Annotated in this window: 19 protein-coding genes; 6 read left to right on the top strand and 13 right to left on the bottom strand. The window is 61.5% G+C overall.

The features are described from left to right. Positions 1–104 precede the first annotated feature (104 nt). From CKW32_RS12400 to CKW32_RS12375, 6 genes are all read left to right on the top strand, one after another. Positions 105–1,082 carry a dipeptidase gene (locus CKW32_RS12400; RefSeq protein WP_032884008.1) on the top strand — a complete coding sequence of 326 codons (978 nt, stop codon included), beginning with the start codon at positions 105–107 and terminating at the stop codon, positions 1,080–1,082. A 77-nt stretch (positions 1,083–1,159) separates the two neighbouring features. Next, on the top strand, positions 1,160–1,690 hold the full coding sequence (locus CKW32_RS12395) for a DUF5943 domain-containing protein (protein WP_005792152.1): 531 nt from the start codon (positions 1,160–1,162) through the stop codon (positions 1,688–1,690). 15 nt (positions 1,691–1,705) lie between these two features. Continuing rightward, the gene (gene dgcA, locus CKW32_RS12390; protein ID WP_095185089.1) at positions 1,706–3,766 is read left to right on the top strand and encodes a dimethylglycine demethylation protein DgcA; all 2,061 of its coding nucleotides are present in this window, start codon (positions 1,706–1,708) and stop codon (positions 3,764–3,766) included. Positions 3,767–3,920: 154 nt separating this feature from the next. Then, on the top strand, positions 3,921–5,864 hold the full coding sequence (gene dgcB / locus CKW32_RS12385) for a dimethylglycine demethylation protein DgcB (RefSeq protein WP_095185088.1): 1,944 nt from the start codon (positions 3,921–3,923) through the stop codon (positions 5,862–5,864). After that, positions 5,864–7,084, top strand: a complete 1,221-nt coding sequence (locus CKW32_RS12380; protein WP_095185087.1) for an electron transfer flavoprotein subunit alpha/FixB family protein — start codon at positions 5,864–5,866, stop codon at positions 7,082–7,084. The genes dgcB and CKW32_RS12380 overlap by 1 nt, the downstream gene beginning before the upstream one ends. A 10-nt stretch (positions 7,085–7,094) precedes the next feature. After that, complete coding sequence (locus tag CKW32_RS12375; RefSeq protein WP_032884002.1) at positions 7,095–7,865, top strand: electron transfer flavoprotein subunit beta; 771 nt, start codon at positions 7,095–7,097, stop codon at positions 7,863–7,865. Positions 7,866–8,001: 136 nt separating this feature from the next. Here CKW32_RS12375 and CKW32_RS12370 read toward each other — a convergent pair whose 3' ends face one another. From CKW32_RS12370 to CKW32_RS12310, 13 genes are all read right to left on the bottom strand, one after another. Next, the gene (locus CKW32_RS12370) at positions 8,002–9,921 is read right to left on the bottom strand and encodes a secretin N-terminal domain-containing protein (protein WP_095185086.1); all 1,920 of its coding nucleotides are present in this window, start codon (positions 9,919–9,921) and stop codon (positions 8,002–8,004) included. 18 nt (positions 9,922–9,939) lie between these two features. Then, positions 9,940–10,431 (bottom strand): hypothetical protein, encoded by a 492-nt coding sequence (locus CKW32_RS12365; RefSeq protein ID WP_095185085.1) that lies wholly within the window; start codon positions 10,429–10,431, stop codon positions 9,940–9,942. Beyond that, complete coding sequence (locus tag CKW32_RS12360; RefSeq protein ID WP_095185316.1) at positions 10,428–10,964, bottom strand: hypothetical protein; 537 nt, start codon at positions 10,962–10,964, stop codon at positions 10,428–10,430. The genes CKW32_RS12365 and CKW32_RS12360 overlap by 4 nt, the downstream gene beginning before the upstream one ends. Before the next feature lie 5 nt (positions 10,965–10,969). After that, entirely contained in the window at positions 10,970–11,524 is a 555-nt protein-coding gene (locus tag CKW32_RS12355; protein ID WP_095185084.1) for a hypothetical protein, read from the bottom strand. Next, on the bottom strand, positions 11,521–12,246 hold the full coding sequence (locus CKW32_RS12350; RefSeq protein WP_095185083.1) for a hypothetical protein: 726 nt from the start codon (positions 12,244–12,246) through the stop codon (positions 11,521–11,523). The genes CKW32_RS12355 and CKW32_RS12350 overlap by 4 nt, the downstream gene beginning before the upstream one ends. After that, positions 12,227–13,864: a GspE/PulE family protein gene (locus CKW32_RS12345; RefSeq protein ID WP_095185082.1), complete on the bottom strand. Its 1,638-nt coding sequence runs from the start codon at positions 13,862–13,864 to the stop codon at positions 12,227–12,229. The genes CKW32_RS12350 and CKW32_RS12345 overlap by 20 nt, the downstream gene beginning before the upstream one ends. 4 nt (positions 13,865–13,868) lie before the next feature. Then, a complete protein-coding gene (locus CKW32_RS12340) occupies positions 13,869–15,053 on the bottom strand; it encodes a type II secretion system F family protein (protein ID WP_032883996.1) in 1,185 nt (394 codons plus the stop codon). Then, positions 15,050–15,514: a transglycosylase SLT domain-containing protein gene (locus tag CKW32_RS12335; protein WP_095185081.1), complete on the bottom strand. Its 465-nt coding sequence runs from the start codon at positions 15,512–15,514 to the stop codon at positions 15,050–15,052. Before CKW32_RS12335 ends, CKW32_RS12340 begins: the two co-directional genes overlap by 4 nt. 6 nt (positions 15,515–15,520) lie before the next feature. Then, positions 15,521–15,952, bottom strand: a complete 432-nt coding sequence (gspG, locus tag CKW32_RS12330) for a type II secretion system major pseudopilin GspG (protein WP_095185080.1) — start codon at positions 15,950–15,952, stop codon at positions 15,521–15,523. Positions 15,953–16,154: 202 nt separating this feature from the next. Continuing rightward, positions 16,155–17,624 carry a lytic polysaccharide monooxygenase gene (locus tag CKW32_RS12325; RefSeq protein WP_256585333.1) on the bottom strand — a complete coding sequence of 490 codons (1,470 nt, stop codon included), beginning with the start codon at positions 17,622–17,624 and terminating at the stop codon, positions 16,155–16,157. 133 nt (positions 17,625–17,757) lie between these two features. Then, positions 17,758–18,264, bottom strand: a complete 507-nt coding sequence (locus CKW32_RS12320) for a type II secretion system protein (RefSeq protein ID WP_177434272.1) — start codon at positions 18,262–18,264, stop codon at positions 17,758–17,760. Next, positions 18,251–18,631: a type II secretion system protein gene (locus CKW32_RS12315; RefSeq protein ID WP_032883989.1), complete on the bottom strand. Its 381-nt coding sequence runs from the start codon at positions 18,629–18,631 to the stop codon at positions 18,251–18,253. The genes CKW32_RS12320 and CKW32_RS12315 overlap by 14 nt, the downstream gene beginning before the upstream one ends. Then, a complete protein-coding gene (locus CKW32_RS12310; protein WP_095185315.1) occupies positions 18,606–19,100 on the bottom strand; it encodes a prepilin-type N-terminal cleavage/methylation domain-containing protein in 495 nt (164 codons plus the stop codon). The genes CKW32_RS12315 and CKW32_RS12310 overlap by 26 nt, the downstream gene beginning before the upstream one ends. Between the last annotated feature and the right edge of the window lie 786 nt (positions 19,101–19,886).

Raw genomic sequence — 19,886 nt, 5'->3', positions numbered from 1 at the left:
CCCCTGTCGTTTTTGCACCCGGCTCAGGTTGCCCCTGGGCATATGCTGGCCCCAAAGCGCCGGCAGACGATTCGGCGCATGAATCGCCAATAAGGGGACGCCTGATGAGCCCAGCCGAATTGCACGCCGACAGCATCGTTATCGACGGGCTGATTATTGCCAAGTGGAACCGCGACCTGTTCGAGGACATGCGCAAAGGTGGCCTCACCGCCGCCAACTGCACCGTGTCGGTGTGGGAAGGGTTTCAGGCCACCATCAATAACATCGTCGCGAGCCAGACCCTGATCCGCGAGAACAGTGACCTGGTGATCCCGGTGAAAACCACCGCCGACATCCGTCGCGCCAAGGAACTGGGCAAGACCGGCATCATTTTCGGCTTCCAGAATGCCCACGCGTTTGAAGACCAACTCGGCTACGTCGAGATCTTCAAGCAGCTCGGCGTTGGTGTGGTGCAGATGTGCTACAACACCCAGAACCTGGTCGGCACCGGTTGCTACGAGCGTGACGGCGGCCTGTCGGGCTTCGGGCGCGAGATCGTCGGCGAGATGAACCGCGTCGGCATCATGTGCGACCTGTCCCACGTCGGCTCCAAAACCTCCGAAGAAGTCATCCTCGAATCGAAAAAGCCGGTGTGCTACTCCCACTGCTTGCCTTCCGGTCTTAAAGAGCACCCGCGCAACAAGTCCGATGCAGAGCTGAAGTTCATCGCCGACCACGGCGGCTTTGTCGGCGTGACCATGTTCGCGCCGTTCCTCGCCAAGGGCATCGATTCGACCATCGACGACTACGCCGAAGCCATCGAATACACCATGAACATCGTCGGCGAAGACGCCATTGGCATCGGCACCGACTTCACCCAGGGCCATGGCCAGGATTTCTTCGAAATGCTGACCCATGACAAGGGTTACGCCCGCCGCCTGACCAGCTTCGGCAAGATCATCAACCCGCTGGGCATCCGCACCGTGGGCGAGTTCCCCAACCTCACCGAAACCCTGCTCAAGCGCGGCCACAGCGAGCGCGTGGTGCGCAAGATCATGGGCGAGAACTGGGTCAACGTGCTCAAGGACGTCTGGGGCGAATAAGCCACCGCTGACACTTCTTTACCCTCGGCCATCCGGCGCCGAGGGCATCCAAACGAATTTTCTGGAGTTAAGTTTCCATGGCCAAGATCGCCCCTCAATTGCCTATCGAAGTCGACAGCGAAACCGGTGTTTGGACCTCCGACGCCCTGCCGATGCTGTACGTGCCACGCCATTTCTTCGTCAATAACCACATGGGCATCGAAGAAGTCCTGGGCGCTGACGCCTACGCCGAAATCCTCTACAAGGCCGGCTACAAATCCGCCTGGCACTGGTGTGAGAAAGAAGCTGAATGCCACGGTCTGGAAGGCGTCGCGGTGTTTGAACACTACATGAAGCGCCTGTCGCAACGCGGCTGGGGCCTGTTCAAAATCCAGGACATCGACCTGGATAAAGGCACCGCCAGCGTCAAGCTCGAACATTCGGCGTTTGTCTACGTGTACGGCAAGGTCGGGCGCAAAGTGGACTACATGTTCACCGGCTGGTTTGCCGGCGCGATGGACCAGATTCTTGAGGCCCGTGGCAGCAAGATCCGCACTGTGGCCGAACAAGTCTACGGAGGCTCCGAAGAGGGCCACGATGACGGCTTGTTCACCGTCAAGCCGTTGTAAGCCGAGGACCGTGCCATGGCTTTCGAAGCAATGTTCCAGCCGATCCAGATCGGCAAACTGACCATCCGCAACCGCGTGCTCAGTACCGCCCACGCCGAGGTGTATGCCACCGACGGCGGCATGACCACCGATCGCTATGTGAAGTACTACGAAGAGAAAGCCAAGGGCGGTATTGGCCTGGCGATCTGCGGCGGTTCCTCGGTGGTCGCCATCGACAGCCCCCAGGAATGGTGGAGTTCGGTAAACCTGTCCACCGACCGCATCATCCCGCACTTCCAGAACCTGGCTGACGCCATGCACAAGCATGGCGCCAAAATCATGATCCAGATTACCCACATGGGCCGTCGCTCGCGTTGGGACGGCTTTAACTGGCCGACCCTGATGTCGCCGTCCGGTGTACGTGAGCCGGTGCACCGCGCGACCTGCAAGACCATCGAGCCGGAAGAGATCTGGCGCGTGATCGGCAACTACGCCAGTGCCGCCAAGCGTGCCAAGGCCGGTGGCCTCGACGGTGTGGAACTGTCGGCAGTGCACCAGCACATGATCGACCAGTTCTGGAGCCCGCGGGTCAACAAGCGTACCGACGAATGGGGCGGCACCTTCGAAGGCCGCATGAAGTTCGGCCTGGAAGTGTTGAAAGCCGTGCGCGCGGAAGTCGGTGATGACTTCTGCGTGGGCATGCGCCTGTGCGGTGACGAGTTCCACCCGGACGGCCTGTCCCACGAGGACATGAAGCAGATCGCCAAGTATTACGACGACACCGGCATGCTCGATTTCATCGGCGTCGTCGGCTCGGGTTGCGACACCCACAACACCCTGGCCAACGTAATCCCGAACATGAGCTACCCGCCGGAGCCGTTCCTGCACCTGGCGGCCGGTATCAAGGAAGTGGTCAAGGTTCCAGTGCTGCACGCGCAGAACATCAAGGACCCGAACCAGGCCACGCGCATCCTTGAAGGCGGCTATGTGGACATGGTCGGCATGACCCGTGCACACATCGCTGACCCGCACTTGATCGCCAAGATCAAGATGGGCCAGATCGACCAGATCAAACAGTGCGTCGGCGCCAACTATTGCATCGACCGCCAGTACCAGGGCCTGGATGTGCTGTGCATCCAGAACGCCGCGACGTCCCGTGAATACATGGGCGTGCCGCACATCATCGAGAAATCCACCGGACCGAAACGCAAGGTCGTAGTGGTCGGCGCCGGTCCAGCCGGGATGGAAGCCGCACGCGTTGCCGCTGAACGTGGCCACGACGTGACGCTGTTGGAGAAGAAAGAATTTATCGGCGGGCAAATCACCACTGCTTCCAAGGCGCCGCAACGCGACCAGATCGCCGGCATCACGCGCTGGTTCCAACTGGAACTGGCACGCTTGAAAGTCGACCTGCGCCTGGGCGTGGCGGCCGATGCCGAGACCATCCTGGACCTGCGTCCAGACGTGGTGGTGCTGGCGGTCGGCGGGCATCCGAACATCGAGCAGAACGAACACTGGGGCGCGGCCGAAGGCCTGGTGGTGAGCAGCTGGGACGTGCTCGACGGCAAAGTCGCGCCGGGCAAGAACGTGCTGGTCTACGACACCATCTGCGAATTCACCGGCATGTCGGTTGCGGACTTCCTCGCGGACAAAGGCAGCCAGGTGGAAATCGTCACCGACGACATCAAGCCGGGCGTGGCGATTGGCGGTACGTCGTTCCCGACCTACTACCGCAGCATGTACCCGAAAGAAGTGATCATGACCGGCGACATGATGCTGGAAAAGGTCTACCGCGAAGGCGACAAGCTGGTGGCGGTGCTGGAGAACGAATACACCGGCGCCAAAGAAGAGCGGGTGGTGGACCAGGTGGTGGTCGAGAACGGCGTGCGTCCGGACGAAGCCATCTACTACGGGCTCAAGGAAGGTTCGCGCAACAAGGGTCAGATTGACGTTGAAGCCCTGTTCGCGATCAAGCCGCAGCCGTGCCTGAGCGAGACGGGCGAGGGGTACTTGCTGTTCCGCATCGGTGACTGTGTGGCACAGCGAAATACCCACGCTGCCATCTATGACGCCCTGCGCCTGTGCAAGGATTTCTGACACCACAGGGCCAAAAATGTGGGAGGGGGCTTGCCCCCGATAGCGGTGGGTCAGCGACAACTGTACCGACTGACAGTCCGCCATCGGGGGCAAGCCCCCTCCCACATTCGGGTCAGTTTCGCATTAGATTTGTGTGGTCTGTGGGAGCTTCACCATGTTGAACACCTTGCTGCCTATTCTCTTGTTCGCCGCCTTGGGCCTTGCCGTCCTCGGCGCCCTGCGCCGGGTGAACATGTGGCGCCGTGGCCGCGCGTCCAAAGTCGACCTGCTGGGCGGCCTGCTGGCCATGCCCAAGCGCTACATGGTCGACCTGCACCACGTGGTCGCCCGCGACAAATACATCGCCAACACCCACGTCGCCACGGCCCTGGGCTTTGTGCTGTCGGCACTGCTGGCGATTCTGGTGCATGGCTTCGGCCTGCAAAACCGTATCCTCGGCTACGCCTTGCTGCTGGCCTCGGTGTTGATGTTTGTCGGCGCCACCTTCGTTTACCTGCGTCGGCGCAACCCGCCGGCACGCCTGTCCAAAGGCCCATGGATGCGCCTGCCGAAAAGCCTGATGGCGTTCTCGGTGAGCTTTTTCCTGGTGACCTTGCCCGTGGCCGGGATTCTGCCGGCGGACTTCGGCGGTTGGTTGCTGGCTGCGCTCTTGAGTGTGGGTGTGCTGTGGGGCGTGTCCGAAATGTTCTTTGGCATGACCTGGGGCGGCCCGATGAAACACGCCTTCGCCGGTGCCCTGCACCTGGCCTGGCACCGTCGCGCCGAACGCTTTGGCGGTGGTCGTTCCACCGGTTTGAAGCCGCTGGACCTCAGCGATAAAACCGCGCCGTTGGGCGTGGAGAAACCCAAGGATTTCACCTGGAACCAACTGCTCGGCTTCGACGCCTGCGTGCAGTGCGGCAAGTGCGAAGCGGCGTGCCCGGCCTTTGCCGCCGGCCAGCCGTTGAACCCGAAAAAGCTGATTCAGGACATGGTGGTCGGCCTGGCCGGCGGCACCGATGCCAAATTCGCCGGCAGCCCATACCCAGGCAAAGCCATTGGCGAACACAGCGGCAATCCGCATCAACCGATCGTCAACGGCCTGGTGGACGCCGAGACCCTGTGGTCCTGCACCACCTGCCGCGCCTGCGTGGAAGAGTGCCCGATGATGATCGAGCACGTGGATGCCATCGTCGACATGCGCCGCCACCTCACCCTGGAGAAAGGCGCCACGCCGAACAAAGGCGCCGAAGTCCTGGAAAACCTGATCGCCACCGACAACCCCGGCGGTTTCGCACCGGGCGGTCGCCTGAACTGGGCGGCGGATTTGAACCTGCCTTTGCTCAGCGACAAAAGCAGCGTTGACGTGCTGTTCTGGGTCGGTGATGGCGCCTTCGACATGCGCAACCAACGCACCCTGCGCGCTTTCGTCAAAGTGCTCAAAGCAGCCAAAGTCGATTTCGCCGTGCTCGGCCTGGAAGAGCGCGACAGTGGCGACGTTGCCCGTCGCCTGGGCGATGAGGCGACGTTCCAACTGCTGGCTACGCGCAATATCCAGACGTTGGCCAAGTACAGCTTCAAGCGCATCGTCACCTGCGATCCGCACAGTTTTCATGTGCTGAAAAACGAGTACGGCGCCTTCAACGGCAACTACCGCGTACAGCACCACAGCACTTTCATGGCCGAGCTGATCGGCGAGGGCGCGCTGAACCTGGGCCAGCATAAAGGCGACAGCGTGACCTACCACGACCCGTGTTACCTGGGCCGCTATAACGGCGAATACGAGGCGCCGCGCGAAGTGCTGCGGGCGCTGGGGATTGAGGTCAAGGAGATGCAACGTTCGGGCTTCCGCTCGCGTTGCTGCGGCGGTGGCGGCGGCGCGCCGATCACCGACATCCCCGGTAAGCAACGTATCCCCGACATGCGCATGGACGACATCCGCGAAACCGGCGCCGAGCTGGTGGCGGTGGGCTGTCCACAATGCACTGCGATGCTTGAAGGTGTGGTCGAGCCGCGTCCGTTGATCAAGGATATCGCCGAGCTGGTGGCCGATGCGTTGCTTGACGAGGCTTCGCCAGCCAAAGCTCCCATCAAACGTGAACCTGCGGAGGTGCACTGATGAGCGACATTATCCGCCGCGATCCACGGGCCGAATGGATCGCCCGTAACCGCCTGCACCCGTTGCATGCGGCGATGCAGCCGGTACAACACAGCTGGATGGGGCCGAACGGCGTTATCCGCAAAAACGTACATGGCGTCGGTTTTATCGGCCCCAACGGCATCAAGCGCATCGACCGCAGCGGCGCCCAGCAGGGTGGCGTGACCAAGCGTACGGCGGCGATTGAAGTGCAGTTGCCGCTGCATCAGGTGCCTGCGCCGGCGTTCTATATCAACGTGGTGCCGGACATGGTCGGCGGCCGCTTGAGCAGCCACGACCGCGACCTGCTCGGCCTGGCTCGGCAACTTGCCGGCAGCGACGGTGCGGTGTTGGCGGTGGTGTTTGGCGAGCATAAGGAAAACGCGTTCGCCACGGCCGGTGTCGACCGTCTGCTGGTGCTGGACGGCCACGAATTCGACGGTTATTCACCGGAACAACGCGTGCAGGGTTTGCGGGCTGTGGATAACCAGTTCAACCCACGCCATTGGTTGCTGCCCGACAGCCGCAGCGGCGGTGGTGAGCTGGGTCGGCGGTTTGCCGCGAGCCTCAAGGAGCGCCCGGCCACGCGGGTGTGGCAGATCAAGGGCGACGAGTGCATCGGCCGCGCCGGCGCTGGCCAGGAAGACCTGGCGCGGCCACTGCCGCGCCTGATCCTCGCCGCCGTCGAATGTGCCGATCCGGTCAGCGACACACGTCATGAAGTCTTGCCCGTGGAGTTATCCACAACCCTGGCACGCAGCCTACCGCGCATCGAAGACCTCGGCGCGGTGGCGGTGGACCCGGCGGCGATCCCTATGGCCGAGGCCGAGTTTATTTTCTCTGGCGGCAACGGCGTGAAGGATTGGAACCTGTTCCACCAGACCGCTGCTGCCCTGGGCGCCACCGAAGGCGCGTCGCGGGTGGCCGTGGACGACGGCTTTATGGCCCGCGATCGCCAGGTCGGCGCCAGCGGCACCTGGGTCACCGCACGGGTGTATGTGGCCGTGGGGATTTCCGGGGCAATCCAGCACCTGCAAGGCATCGGTGCCTGCGACAAGGTGGTGGCGATCAACCTCGATCCGGGTTGCGACATGATCAAGCGTGCCGACCTGTCGGTGATCGGCGAAAGCGCCGCGATACTGCAAGCCTTGATCGATGCGGTCGAGGCCTACCGCAACGGCGCCAAGCGCGATGCGGCTTGAGGACATGACTATGACCACGAATGTAATCAGCCTGGTGTCCATCGGCGCACACCCCACCTCCGGGCGCCCGCGCCGGGCAGAGCAGGATGCGCGAGCCGTTGAACTCGGCCTGCAAATGGCTGGGGATAAGTTGCAGGTGCTGCACGCGGGCAATATCGCCGAACCCACCTTGCGCAGCTACTTGGGCATGGGCTTGCCGCAACTGCATGTGCTCGAACAACCGGAGGGTGCCGATGCCTTGCCGGTACTCAGTGATTATCTGCGCGAGGCAGGCGCCCAGGTGGTGCTCACCGGCAGCCAGGCCGAAACCGGTGAAGGCTCGGGCATGCTGCCGTTTCTGCTGGCCGAGCAATTGGGCTGGCCGCTGGTTGTCGGGTTGGCTCAGGTGGAGTCCATCGAAGGCGGCGTTGCTCATGTGCTGCAAGCCTTGCCGCGTGGGCAGCGGCGGCGCTTGAAGGTGCGCTTGCCGTTTTTGGCGACTGTGGATAACGCCGCGCCCAAGCCTCGGCAGAGCGCCTATGGCCCGGCACAGCGCGGTGAGTTGGCAGCCCATGAGGTTGAAGTTGAAGCCGATGAGTTATTCACAGGCGCGGTGCTGCAACCGGCCAAGCCTCGTCCCAAACGCCTCAAGGTGATCAAAGCCAAAAGCGGCGCCGACCGCATGAAAGCCGCTACGGCCAAGGCCAGTGGTGGCGGTGGGCAAGTGCTCAAAGGTGTCAGCGCCGAGGAAGGCGCCCAAGCCATTCTCAAGTTGCTCATAGAAGAAGGCGTCGTGCGCTAACCCACCAACACTGCAAAACAAATGTGGGAGGGGGCTTGCCCCCGATGGCAGTGGTTCAGTTACAGATGAGCTGATTGATCCACCGCAATCGGGGGCAAGCCCCCTCCCACATTTTTATCTCCATCAGGGTCTGAGGTTAAGGGGCGGCTGGCGCGGGTTTCGGCACCAGCTCCGGCAGCGGTGGCGGAAGCGGCTGCCAGGTGGCATCCGGCTGTTGCATCGGCGGTGGCAGGGCCTGTGTAGGGTCGCCGCCCATCGGCTTGAGGATCATTTTGTCGGTGGTGTCGCGCAGGATCATGCCCTGGGTTGAGCTGCGCGCTTCGGTGCCGCTGTGAAAGGTGCTGATCTGGGAAATCGGCAGGTCGAGGTTGCGTTCGATCCTCGGCGTCAGCAGCAGGATGATCTCGGTTTTCTGCTGAGTGTTCTGGTTAGTGCCGAACAGCTTCTTGCCGATCCACGGGATCTGGCTCAACCACGGCAGCCCCGAGCCTTCATCGACATCCGAGGTGCGGATCAGCCCCGAGACGATCTGGGTTTCGTTGTTGCGCGCGGTCAGCAGGGTCTTGGTGGAACGTGAGCCCAGTTCGAAGGTGGCTGGCACGTTTTCCGAGCCGGGAATGCGCTTGGTGATGTGGCTCATTTCCACGTTCAGCTCCAGGTTCACCTCATCGCTCAGGCTGATATTGGGCTTGACGGAGATCTGCAGCCCCACGTCCTGATAAGACACCGATGAGGTGGTGATCTGATTGGCGGTGGTGGTGGTCACCACCGGGATCTTGTCGCCGATATTCACCTGGGCTTCTTCACGATTGCGCACCCGCACCCTGGGGTTGGCCAGGGTCACGGTGTTGCCGCTGCGCTGCAGCATATTGATACGCGCCGATGTGCTGCCCGAATCCAGCAGGATGTTGTCACCGTTGATCCCGCGCAACGCGCTGATGGGGATACCCGCAAGCCCGGCGGGCACGTTGGCCAGGTTGCCTACCGACAAGCCGATACCTTCCGGGTACTGGATGCCCAGGTTCAATTCGTCGGTCAGGCTGACCTCCAGCACCTGGATATCGATGGTCACTTCCGACTGCGCAATGTCGATGGCCTCCACCAGTTTTTCCACGGCGCTGAGGGTGTCCAGCCCATCGCGCACAATCACCGCATTCAGGCGCTCGTCTACCAACACCTCCTTGGGCTTGAGCACCTGCTTGATCTCGGCAGCGATGACCTTGGGGTCGCCATGGCTGAGGTAGAAGGTGCGGACGGCCAACTCACGGTATTCACGTTCTTTGTCTGGGCGGCGGGGGTAAACCAGGATGGTGTTGGCGTTGAGGATTTTCTTGTCCAGCCCTTGGGTGGTCAGCAGCAGGTTCAGCGCATCTTCGGCGGTGGTTCGGCTGGCGGTCATGCTTGCCGAGGCGCTGGGATTGACGTCTTTGTCGATGACGAAGTTGACCCCCGAGAGTCGCGCGATGGTCTCGAAAATCGTGGTCAGGCTCTGGGCGCTGAACTCCAGGCTCAGGGGTTTGCGCATGGCCTCGGAAAGGTCGGCGCTGAGGTAGTCGGCGCTGACCAGCTCGCGGGTCAGGGCATTGCGAAAGTCCAGGGCCTCTCGGTAGTTGGGCTTTTGCGCGATGATCCGGCGCACCAGGTTGAGCGCCTCCACTGGGTTTGCGCGTTTCATTTCGTAGGCCTGCGCCAGTTGTGGGCGCAGTTGTTTCATCGCCTGGATGCTCTGGATTTCCTGGCGTGCGCCGAGGTTGCTGGGGTCGTATTTGAGGATGGTTTCCAGGGCGCGGATGGCGGCCGCGTCGTCACCACGCATCAGTGCGGTACTGGCCTCGCGGCTGTACTGGGCCACCAGCAACTCCAGTTTGCTGAAATTGGCGGTGCGCAGTTGCACGTCGTCTGGGTCTTGTTTGGCTTCGGCTTGGAGCACTTCCACCGAGCGGATGATGTCGCCCTTTTGGCGCAACTCATCGCTCTCTTTGATTGCGCGTTGGGTCTGGCACGCGCTGAGCAGAGCCAGGGTCAGGCTCAAGTAAATCCATGTACGTATCGCCATGATCGTGTCCCGCCCTGGTCAGTGAGTGTCAAGCCGCAAGGTGCTGACATGCTTGAGCGGCATGTAGGTCAGCACCACGGTCGTGTCGGTCAGCTTGTCCAGTCGGTAGTGCGAGTCGAGCATCTTGCCGGGCACGATGCGCCCCGGCACCGAGCAGCGGTTGCACAGCGTGTATTGGCGATCATTACCGCGCAGCACGACGATTTTCGATTGGTTCTCATAACGCCACTGCGCGCTCACGCTGAAGGGCAGCGCAGGTGGTTTGGGCGGTGCGGTGTCGACTGGAATGGGGGGCGGCGCAGGTGTCCAGGTTTGGGTGGGGAACAGGTCGACCGTTTCAGCCAAGGTTGGCGCGGAGGGTGACGCTGGCGCTGTGGGTTTGATCTGCGGCGTGGTCGTCACGGGTGACGATGCAGGGGCAGGGCTGTCCACCGTGTCCTGCCAGAACAGCCAGCCACAGCTGATCAGGGTCAATAACAGGAGCACGCGCAAATACAGTGGCAGCTTCATTCCACCACCCCCAGCACACTGACCTTGAGGTTGATGTCCAGCATGCCGCTGCTGATGTCTTTGCGTTCCAGGGTCACGCGCTCGATGCGCACGGCGGGCTCGTTCGAGAGGTCGACCAGGGCATTGCGCAATAAGGCGTAGGGGCCGGAGAGCGGGATCTCCACGTCCAGCCGTTGCAGCCCTGTGTCGCCGGGCGCGGAGTAGGCCAGCGTGGTCTGTTCGATGGCAAAGCCGTAGCGGCTGAGCACACCCAGCAGCGTTTCCAGGCGGGGGGCAAAGTCCTGCGCGCTGGGTAAGCGCTCGACCACCGCCGGTTCGGTGACTTGCACATCCTGAGGCTGTTCATCGATGCCGGCCTGCAGTTCCTGGCGGCGCAGGTTGTCGCTGATGCCTGCCGGGTAGATCACCGTCACTTCGATCACCAGCGCCGCCATCATGGCCACCACCGCCAGCAGGCCCCAAAATCCCAGGCGCTGTTGCCACTGGGTCAGTTGCCAGCGCAGGCGCGGCAGGTGGCGAGTAAGGGCATGCATGGGCATTACCCCGCGCCAACGGTGAGTTTGACCTGCACCGGGTGTTGCGGGTCGTTGGCCTTGCGGGCGCTTTGTTGCAGGTTCACCTGTACACCGGGTTGCGCCTTGAGTCGCTCGGCAAATCGAAAGGCGTCGCCCAGCACTTTGGCTTCCAGGTCCAGATGAATCAGTTGGGCCTGTGTGTTGATCTCGACGCGGGTCAGGGCGATATCTCGGGACCAGGCCTGAGCCACGGCATCCATCAGTGCGAAGGGGGTGGCCTTTTGTTGGGCGAACGTGGACAGCTGCTGTTTTTGCGTGGGCGACAGGCGAATGGCGGCCTGGATCAACTGCTCCTGACGGCGAGTCAGCTGGATGAAGTGCTGCTCCAATGCGTCGGTCTGTTGTTGCTGTTGCTCCATGCGTTGCCAGTGCTGCCAGGTGTTGAACAGCAGGGCGGCTGCGCCCAGCCATAGGACAGTCACCCACGGCCGGCGGGTGGCGCTGGCGCGTAGGAAATCCACGTGTGGCCCTTGAGGCGTACGCAGGTGCTGCCAGACAGTCGCGAGCCTGGATTTCATGCAGACGACTCCTCCAGCCAGGGGTGCACCGGACCCAACCGGTTTTCCGCCGGAGTGTTGGTGACCACCAAGGTGGCAGCGGCATGCCGCTCCACCAGCAGGTCGGCGGTGAACAGGTTGTCGCTCAAGGTGCTGCCGCGTGGAGTGGGTATGACGCAGACCTGGTCGATCACACCCTGTTGTCGATAGAGGCAACTGAGGCTTTCGGTTTCGGGCACCACCAGCACACAGTCGGCCGGTAAGTGCCGCCAATACCGCTGCGCCACCGCTGTCAGCAATGGCATACACGTCACCAGCGGCAGGCGACGCAGCTTGAATAGCTCACGCAGGTCGTGCAGCAGCTCCCGATGCATCGCGACCGCCAGGCGTTCATGGCCGAAGGCGCTGTCCGCCACGTGTATCTGCCACTGCTCAGGGTCGATGCCGGCTTGTTGGCTGAACGTGGCCTCGGCGAATCCTTGCCAATCGTCTGCGCTGTACAACCCGGTTTGCCACCCCAGCATCAGGTAATGCACATGGGGAAATCCCAGCAGCACCGTGGCGCGGTCCAGGAACCCTACGCGGCCGCGCGGCGCCTGTTCCAACAGCTCGGCGCAGGCGGCCAAGGGCACGCCTTCATGTTGCGCGCGCCACACCGGCGCACCGCGCCAGCGCGGGCGCGCGGCCCACTCGGCACCGGTGCTGTGCAGCCACACCACATGCTCAATAAAGGGAAATGACACGGTGTATCTCCTTGAGCGTGGTATCGCCCTGGGCGGCATGGGCCAGGGCGATATCGCGGATAAATACGTGGCCGGCTTCACGCGCCAGTTCACGCAGGCTGGAGGCCGAATTGCGGTTGAGCAGGCCCTCCTTGATGCTGTCGGTCAGCGTCAGCACTTCAGCCAGGGCGAGCCGGCCTCGATAGCCGGTGTGGCGGCAGGTCTCGCAGCCTGTGCCCACACGGTAGTGGCCCTGTCTGAGTTGGGCGTCAGGCAGTTGGGCGAGGCGGACAATATCGGGGTCGGGCTCGGCGTCGACGCCGCAGTCCGGGCAAATGCGCCGCACCAGGCGCTGGGCGACCACGCCGTTGAGGGCTTCGACAAAACTGGCCGGGTCCACGTCCATATAGGTAAAGCGCTCCAGCACACTGAACGCGCTGTTGGCGTGCACCGACGACAGCACCAGGTGCCCGGTCAGCGCCGCCTGCACCGCGATGCCGGCGGTTTCGCCGTCGCGGATTTCCCCCACCAGAATCGTGTCCGGGTCGTGGCGCAGGATCGAGCGCAGGCCACGGGCGAAGGTCAGGCCCTTCTTGTCGTTGACCGGAATTTGCAGCACGCCGGGCAGTTCGTATTCCACCGGGTCTTCGATGGTGATGATCTTTTTCTCGCCGGTATTGGTCTCCGACAGGGCGGCGTACAGCGTGGTGGATTTGCCGCTGCCGGTGGGGCCGGTCACCAGCAACATGCCATAGGGTTCGCTGGCCAATACGCGGATGCGCGCGATGGTGTCGGCGCTCAGGCCAAGGGTTTCCAAGCTCAGGGATTCGCCGCGCTGGGACTTGTCGAGAATCCGCAGCACCGCATCTTCGCCGTGGATGCTGGGCATGATCGACACACGAAAATCCACCTCGCGGCCCTGGATCTTCATCTTGAAGCGTCCGTCCTGGGGCACCCGCCGCTCGCCGATATCCAGCTCCGACAGCACCTTGATCCGCGACAGTGCCTGCTCGGCCATGTCCAGGCCGCTGGCCTGGCCCATCTGCTGCAACACGCCGTCGATACGGTATTTGATCACCAGGCCCTGGGGCGTGGTTTCCACATGGATGTCACTGGCGCGGCTTTGCAGCGCATCGAACAACATGGAGTTGACCAGGCGCACCACTGGGTTGTCGTCGCGGGCGATGCTGCTCAATGAAATTTCCTGGGCGGCCTGGCTGACACGGGCGCTTTCATCGTCGCTGCCGAAGGGTTGCATGACCCGTTGGCTGGCTTCGGCCAGGGTCAATTGAGCTTTCACCGCGCCGGGCAGGCTCATGGCGAGGGGTAATTGGCGCAAGGTTTTGGAGGACTGCAACCAGTGTCGGTTGGCCAGGGTGAACGGGTCGCCCAGTACCAGGCAGGGCTCACCGTGGTTATCCACAGGCAGCGCGTTATGGATCAGTGCCTGGGGCAATGCCAGCAGATCAAAACGCCAGTTTTCACTGAGGGTTTGCGGGGCGATGGCAAGCAGGCCGAGGGGCTGGGCGATAGTGCTTAATTGGTCGGGTGCTTTTTCCAGGACCTCCCGCAGGTAATCGGACAAGGGGATGCCTCGTTGTGCCGCAAGCGCTTGCCATTGCAGTGTCTGCTCACTCATCGCGTTACCCCTGAATGGAACCCGCCAGTTCGAAAATCGGCATGTACAGCATGAACACGATCAAGCCGATCAGCCCGCCCACCACCAGCATCAACAGTGGCTCGAACACCTTGCTGAACAGCTCAATGGCGCGCTCCAGTGCCTCATCGTGAAACTGCGCGATGCGCTCACACATGGCCGCCAATTCGCCGCTTTGCTCGCCCACCCGCAATAGGCGTTCGGCGACGGCGGTGGTCAGTTGATGGCGGGCGAGGGCGGTAGAGAGGGGTTGGCCGGCCTGGATATCGGTCATGGCTTGGCGCAAGGCGCCTTGACGTTCCACGGGCAGTAGCGCGCCGGACAATTCCACCGCCGTGACCACCGGCATTCCGCCCATCAGCAACATGCCTGCGGTGCGATAAAACCGCGCGAGCACAAACAGCGTGCGCTGGGCTCCCAGGCTGGGGATTTTCCAGAACAGGCCCGCTGCGCGACGCTTGAACCCGGCGCTGCGAAACATCAGCACCAGTGCAGCGATGACCAGTACCAGGCCGACCAGCATCTCCAGGCTATGGGCGTCCACCAGCGCGCCCCACCACACCATGAAGCGCGCGGTGGCTGGCAGGTCGGTGACCGCATCGAATACCGAGGCGAAGCGCGGGATCACGAAAAACAGCAGAAACAGCAGGATCAACGCGCCCACGCTGAGCACCACCAAGGGGTACATCAGGGCGCCGCTGACGCGCTTTTTGACGGTTTCCAAATGCGCTTCGAAATGATGGTAGCGGCGCAGGGCCACGGCCAATTGGCCGCTGTGCTCGGAGGACGCCACGGTGGCGATCAACAGCGAAGGAAACGTCTGTGGCTTGAGCTGCATCGCCTTGGACAGTGAGTTGCCTTCATACATGGAGGCGAGCAGATCGCTCATGACCTGTCGGTTGACGCCCGGCGGCGCCTTGTCGCGCAGGGTTTCCACCGCTTCCACCAGCACCAGTCCGGCGTCCAGCAGCACCACCAGTTCCTGGATAAACAGGCCAAGGGCGAACGTGCTGCGGCGACTCGGCAGTTTGAGTTGGCGGCGGGCTTTGAGCGAGATGACTTGCACACCCTCGGCCTGCAGTTGCCGGCGCGCCTGGGAGAGGTCAACGGCGTGCAGTTGCAGGGACTGCAAATGGCCGTCGCGGATGATGCGTGCGTCGACGTCGATCATGGTGCCTGCCTCGCCAGTTGTTGGCGTTGTTGCAGTAACTCACCGTAGTAGCGCCACACCGCCCGGGCGTAGCGCGAGCGCTGTGCCTGGCGATCCGACTTGGCCCCGGCGTTGTAGGCGCCGACTGCCTGCCAGCCATAGCCCTGTTCGCGGATAAACCCGGCGAGGATCCACGCGCCGACCATCACGCTGGTGCAGGGCTGGGTAATCAGGTGTTGTTCGGTGATGCCCCATTGCGCGAGCGCGGGCAAGTGACGGCTGTTGATTTGCATCAGGCCGATGTCCTGGCTGCCGTCACTGTTGAGGTTACGCGCGTGTGGGTTGAGGCCGGACTCGACCTTGGCGATGGCGTACAGCAGAAGCGGGTCAACGTGGTAACGGCTGGCCGCCAATTGCCAGCAGTTGGCCTGGGCAACGCCCATGCAGCACAACAGGGTTAAGGCAAGCGGCAGGCGGCGCATGGTGGGTCACAGCCCGTAGACGATGTCGGCGTAGGTGTTCTCACCGCCGGCTTTGCCGTCTCGGCCCAGGCAGATGATCTCTGCGTCGTTGGGCGCAGTACCGGGGTTCTTGAAAAGGTAAGGGTTGCCCCATGGGTCTGGCGGCAGTGACTTGAGGTACGGCCCCTGCCAATTGTTCGCGTTGGCGGGGCGCGTCGTGAGCGCATTCAGGCCGAGTGTTTCGTCGGGGTAGGTGCCATTGTCCAAGCGGTACTGATGCAAGGCATCGGCAAGGGACTTCATCTGCCCCTGGGCTGTTTGCACCTTGGCCAGTTCCAATCGATCAAACATCTTCGGCCCGACGTAGCTGGCGAGCAGGGCGATGATCAGCAGGACTACCAGCAGCTCAAGCAAGGTGAAACCGCAGGAGCGGGTGCGGAAAAAGGCGCGACTGTACATGGAGATACCCTGTGGGAGTGCCAAGGCACGGCGGTTGTGTAGCCATCTCCCGGCCCGCGTTTGAGCGGGCACCGCCGGTAGTACTGCATCGCTATTCGAATTACACCTCTACAACTGTAGCGTTCGTCGATATAAGGCGCCGTGAGGCGCCCTATAACGTTTGGCTCTTGGGGTTATCGAGTTAATGAATATGCGCGTCGGCTTATTCCACCTTTTCCCAAGCGTCGCGCCATGCTTCGCCGGTTTCCGGTGCATAAGCCCATGCGGCACCAGCGCACCAGCCGCTGTTCGGAAACGGTCTGCAGCGGTAGTTACCGCCAGCGTTGCTCACGATGTCCCCGGCTTTGTACGGTGTGCCCTCTACGTAGGCCGGATACTCTCCGCCGCCGCTGTCCGGAGTCACCGTGAAGTCGAACTCCGCCTGGCTGGTCTTGCCGTTTTGCTGGTCGCGCACATTCAGGCGTGCCTTGAACGGGGTCGCCTCTGTGACGGTGTAGGCAGTACCGCTGACGTTGGCGGCGTTCTGCGCCACGGTCATCCCAGGCACCGCCCATTGGTAGAGCAGTTGCCCGTTGCTACCGGTCGAGCCCGTGCCACTGAAGGTAAATGCCTGTCCGGACTTCAACGAAGTGGGGCCGGTAATACGGGCAACCGGTGGCGCAGGGTTAACAGGCGTTTCCCCACCCGGAATGATGGACATCGCCTTGGAGTAACCCTCGTTCTGGACGAACACTGAGTTGGCGCTTGGGTCGGCTGAGTTGAACGCAATGTCGTTACCGTGCTTTTCCCCGACTTTGGCGATGCTCGCATTGATCTGACTGGCCAGTTGTTGGCCCCAGATTTTCGCGTCCAGATTGGCTGCCGTGATGGGCAGGGTTATATCGACGACCTCCTGGGCTCGCGGGGTGTTGTCGAGGATGCGGAAGCGCACGGCGTCACCGGGTTTGAGGGCGCCCATGACGGCGTCGATGAACTGGCCAAGCTCGCGCCAGCGCTCCGGAATACCGCCCCCGACGATGTTAATGTCGCTGCAGTTGTAGAACCCTTCCCCGGCCGGATCTATGCGCTGCCATTGCACGAAGAGCGTCGCCTTGCCGGACTGCTGTGCCGGAACCGGAACTGACATTTTGAAGTATCCCGAGGCCGAAATAGCCGGTGGCTTGTTGCCCCAGTTGGTTTGCGCGACCGTGAATTGCTCGGTGTGGATAAGGGTCAAGTCATTCCAGGTCAAGGGGGCGCGGGTTGGGTCAACGCCTGGTTTGGTCAGGAACACCCGCGCAAAACTGGGCACGTGGGGCGCCGTGCCGATGATGCGCACGTCCATTTTGCCGTTTTCGGGCGTCACGTCGGTGCGGTGCCAATCCCATTTCGCCTCCGACGGCGATTCGTTCCCCACCAGGTTCAGGCCGTCTTTTTTGCTGTCGGCTGCCGAGCACAGTTTGCCGTCCGGCACTTCTCGCTTGACGGTCTCCAGGTCCTCATAACCGGGCGCCCGGATCAAATGCGCGACTTCATTCCATTGTTGACCTGGATACTTTTCACTTTTTTTGTCCAGTGCTGCGCACCCAGCGTCACTTTTGCTACCTGACCAAAAGTCCGGAAGCATTCTGCAGTGGATCTGTCGTGCGACGGGGGTATCCACGCCGCCATGGGCTATCGCTAGCGCCGGCATCAGAATTGCCAGTGCGAGCACCCAGTTAATCAAGTTCCTTGTGTAGCGCTGTAGGTTATTCATGTTGTAGTCCGCCTCAATTCAGATAGAAAAGTTCCGAACGGCTGGAACGATCAGTGTGTGTGCAAGGGCATCATTGGTTGGGCTGGTCTCCACGGGGAGTGCTGGGGATTGGAGGGTTACTCTGTCCAGGGCCGTACAGAAACACCCACCCTTGATAACTGCCTTGCCCTGTAAAACTCTGATTGATCACCGCAAAGTTGCTTTGCTTGAACGGCGTGCCGCTGGCGTTGCTGAACACGCCCATGATCGTTTCACCCGGCCCCGGGACCACGCCCCAATCGGCGGTGCCGGTCAGCGGGTCGTCATAGACCCGGCGCAGGTAGCGCTTGATGGTCGGTTGGCGGCGGTCCAGCACCAAATCTTCGAGGGACTTGGGGAACGTATTACCGGCGGCGTAGTACAGGCCGATCGCCCGCCGAATTTCATTGCCTCGCGCCAGCAGTTCCAACTCACGCTCGCGCTGCAACACGCTGGACCACAGCGTGCCTGTTTCCATCAACATCACGGCCACCACGGCCACTGTCACCAACATGCCCATGAACACCGAGCCGTCCTGGCGGTGTTTACCAGTCTGCATAGGCGCTCCCGTCGTGGGCGCTGCCGGGCGCACCGCTGCGCACGTCGCCCAGGCCTTGTTCGTCGGAGGGTTGCAGTTGCCAGGTGTCGCGCTTGCCGGTGAGCGGGTCCATGGGGATTTCGCGCAAATAGCGCCGGTCGACCAGGGCTTGCAGGGACTCGGGATTGTTGCCGTGGTCTTCACGGTATTGGTCCAGGGCCTGGCGGATGGAGGACAGGTTATGGCGCAGCACGGTTTCCTGGGCCTTGGCGTGCTGGCGAAAATACTGGGGCGTCACGAGGGTCATGAGGGTGGCGATGATAGCCATCACCACCAGCAACTCGATCAGGGTAAAACCCCGATTACCACTGGCTGTATGACGTTCCATTCAAACTCTCCCGTGTGCTGCGGGACGAAACGTCGAATACATCTTCCCCCTCTTGTGGGTTATCAGCGGTGCTCTTGTAACTGCGCAGTTGCCAGGTTTGCGCGGGCAACAGTTCCGGACACTCGCAGACGGGGTCGCGGGGGATGCGGCGCAGGAAGAAGAGTTTTTTGCCTTTGAGATCGGTCTTGTCCGTGACCCCCTCGACTAATGCTTGGAGGGAGGGTGGATAACCGCTGTCGCTGATACTTCTTTCAATACGTCCGTCGTCGCTGGCTTCTTTGTAGGCGTCGATCCCACGGCGTATTTCCCGCAACGAGCGTTGCAGGTCAAGTTCCCTGTCGCGTTTACCCATCAACGCCGTCAGCGGATAAGCCACTGTCGAAAGCGTGGCCAGTAAGGCCAGCGTCAGTAGTAATTCAATCAGCGTAAAACCTTTGGCGCAGTGATGGCTGGAATGACCCCGCCCTATCACTGATCTATCTCCCTCTATCGCGCCAAGGACTTCTGCATTAACCCAGGCCAATGGATATAACTGCAAAAGTGAGTGTAGATGAACTTTGAATCTGAGTATTTTTTGTACAGTTGGCCGATAAGCGGTGGTTACCCACAATCACTGTGCACGTGCCTGTGGATAAGGTGTTTGTGGTTGTCCACAGAGCTTGTAAATCAAGGCCTACAGCGCGCTGTACGAAAAACAACCAGGCTAAGTGGCGGTTTTTACAGGCGTTTTGATGTGGATAAGGACGCTGCCCATTCTCGACTTGCCCCCAAACTCTGTTGGCGGTTCTGTGGATAAGATGTTCGCTATCAGCTACAGGCCATATAAACAGCGGCTCTCAGTGAGTTGGTTGTATTTTGATCAATTCGGCCTTTTTGTTCCGCTAAACCGGTAGATGCCCCGGTTTATGAAGGTTTGAGGCGGTTTTCCACAGCGTCGCCAGAGTTGCCCCCAAAGTCTGTTGGCGGATCTGTGGATAAGGTGTTTGCGTACCGCTGTGGGCTTTGTATTACGTGGCTTGCAGACTATTGATCATAAATTGATCAAAGCAGGGCGAAACCCGTGGAGTTGAATAAGTCACGGATTTTCTTCAGTTAATTTTGGACAAGTAAGCCAGTTGCCCACAATTACTGTGGGTGGCTTTGTGGATAAGTTGTTGGGTAAAGGCTGGAGGGCGCGCAGGCAGAGGCTTGCGAGAGATTTGATCAAATATTGAGCAGTGTGAGGTTCAAGTGCGGGAGGGGGCTTGTCCCCCTC

Origin of the sequence: Pseudomonas sp. Irchel 3H9 (genome assembly GCF_900187495.1) — a bacterium.
In the GTDB taxonomy this organism is placed as follows: Bacteria; Pseudomonadota; Gammaproteobacteria; order Pseudomonadales; family Pseudomonadaceae; genus Aquipseudomonas; species Aquipseudomonas sivasensis.
The sequence above is the reverse complement of the archived record's forward strand: the minus strand, read 5'-3'. Positions and strand labels throughout refer to the sequence as shown.

Bases quoted from the DNA above. Each gene is read 5' to 3' on its own strand.
- dgcB (WP_095185088.1), top strand. From the start codon at position 3,921: ATGTTGAACACCTTGCTGCCTATTCTCTTGTTCGCCGCCTTGGGCCTT.
- CKW32_RS12375 (WP_032884002.1), top strand. From the start codon at position 7,095: ATGACCACGAATGTAATCAGCCTGGTGTCCATCGGCGCACACCCCACC.
- CKW32_RS12320 (WP_177434272.1), bottom strand. From the start codon at position 18,264: ATGCAGACTGGTAAACACCGCCAGGACGGCTCGGTGTTCATGGGCATG.
- CKW32_RS12365 (WP_095185085.1), bottom strand. From the start codon at position 10,431: ATGAAGCTGCCACTGTATTTGCGCGTGCTCCTGTTATTGACCCTGATC.
- CKW32_RS12400 (WP_032884008.1), top strand. From the start codon at position 105: ATGAGCCCAGCCGAATTGCACGCCGACAGCATCGTTATCGACGGGCTG.
- CKW32_RS12325 (WP_256585333.1), bottom strand. From the start codon at position 17,624: ATGCCGGCGCTAGCGATAGCCCATGGCGGCGTGGATACCCCCGTCGCA.
- CKW32_RS12335 (WP_095185081.1), bottom strand. From the start codon at position 15,514: ATGCGCCGCCTGCCGCTTGCCTTAACCCTGTTGTGCTGCATGGGCGTT.
- CKW32_RS12340 (WP_032883996.1), bottom strand. From the start codon at position 15,053: ATGATCGACGTCGACGCACGCATCATCCGCGACGGCCATTTGCAGTCC.
- CKW32_RS12345 (WP_095185082.1), bottom strand. From the start codon at position 13,864: ATGAGTGAGCAGACACTGCAATGGCAAGCGCTTGCGGCACAACGAGGC.
- dgcA (WP_095185089.1), top strand. From the start codon at position 1,706: ATGGCTTTCGAAGCAATGTTCCAGCCGATCCAGATCGGCAAACTGACC.
- CKW32_RS12380 (WP_095185087.1), top strand. From the start codon at position 5,864: ATGAGCGACATTATCCGCCGCGATCCACGGGCCGAATGGATCGCCCGT.
- CKW32_RS12370 (WP_095185086.1), bottom strand. From the start codon at position 9,921: ATGGCGATACGTACATGGATTTACTTGAGCCTGACCCTGGCTCTGCTC.
- CKW32_RS12395 (WP_005792152.1), top strand. From the start codon at position 1,160: ATGGCCAAGATCGCCCCTCAATTGCCTATCGAAGTCGACAGCGAAACC.
- CKW32_RS12315 (WP_032883989.1), bottom strand. From the start codon at position 18,631: ATGGAACGTCATACAGCCAGTGGTAATCGGGGTTTTACCCTGATCGAG.
- CKW32_RS12360 (WP_095185316.1), bottom strand. From the start codon at position 10,964: ATGCATGCCCTTACTCGCCACCTGCCGCGCCTGCGCTGGCAACTGACC.
- CKW32_RS12355 (WP_095185084.1), bottom strand. From the start codon at position 11,524: ATGAAATCCAGGCTCGCGACTGTCTGGCAGCACCTGCGTACGCCTCAA.
- gspG (WP_095185080.1), bottom strand. From the start codon at position 15,952: ATGTACAGTCGCGCCTTTTTCCGCACCCGCTCCTGCGGTTTCACCTTG.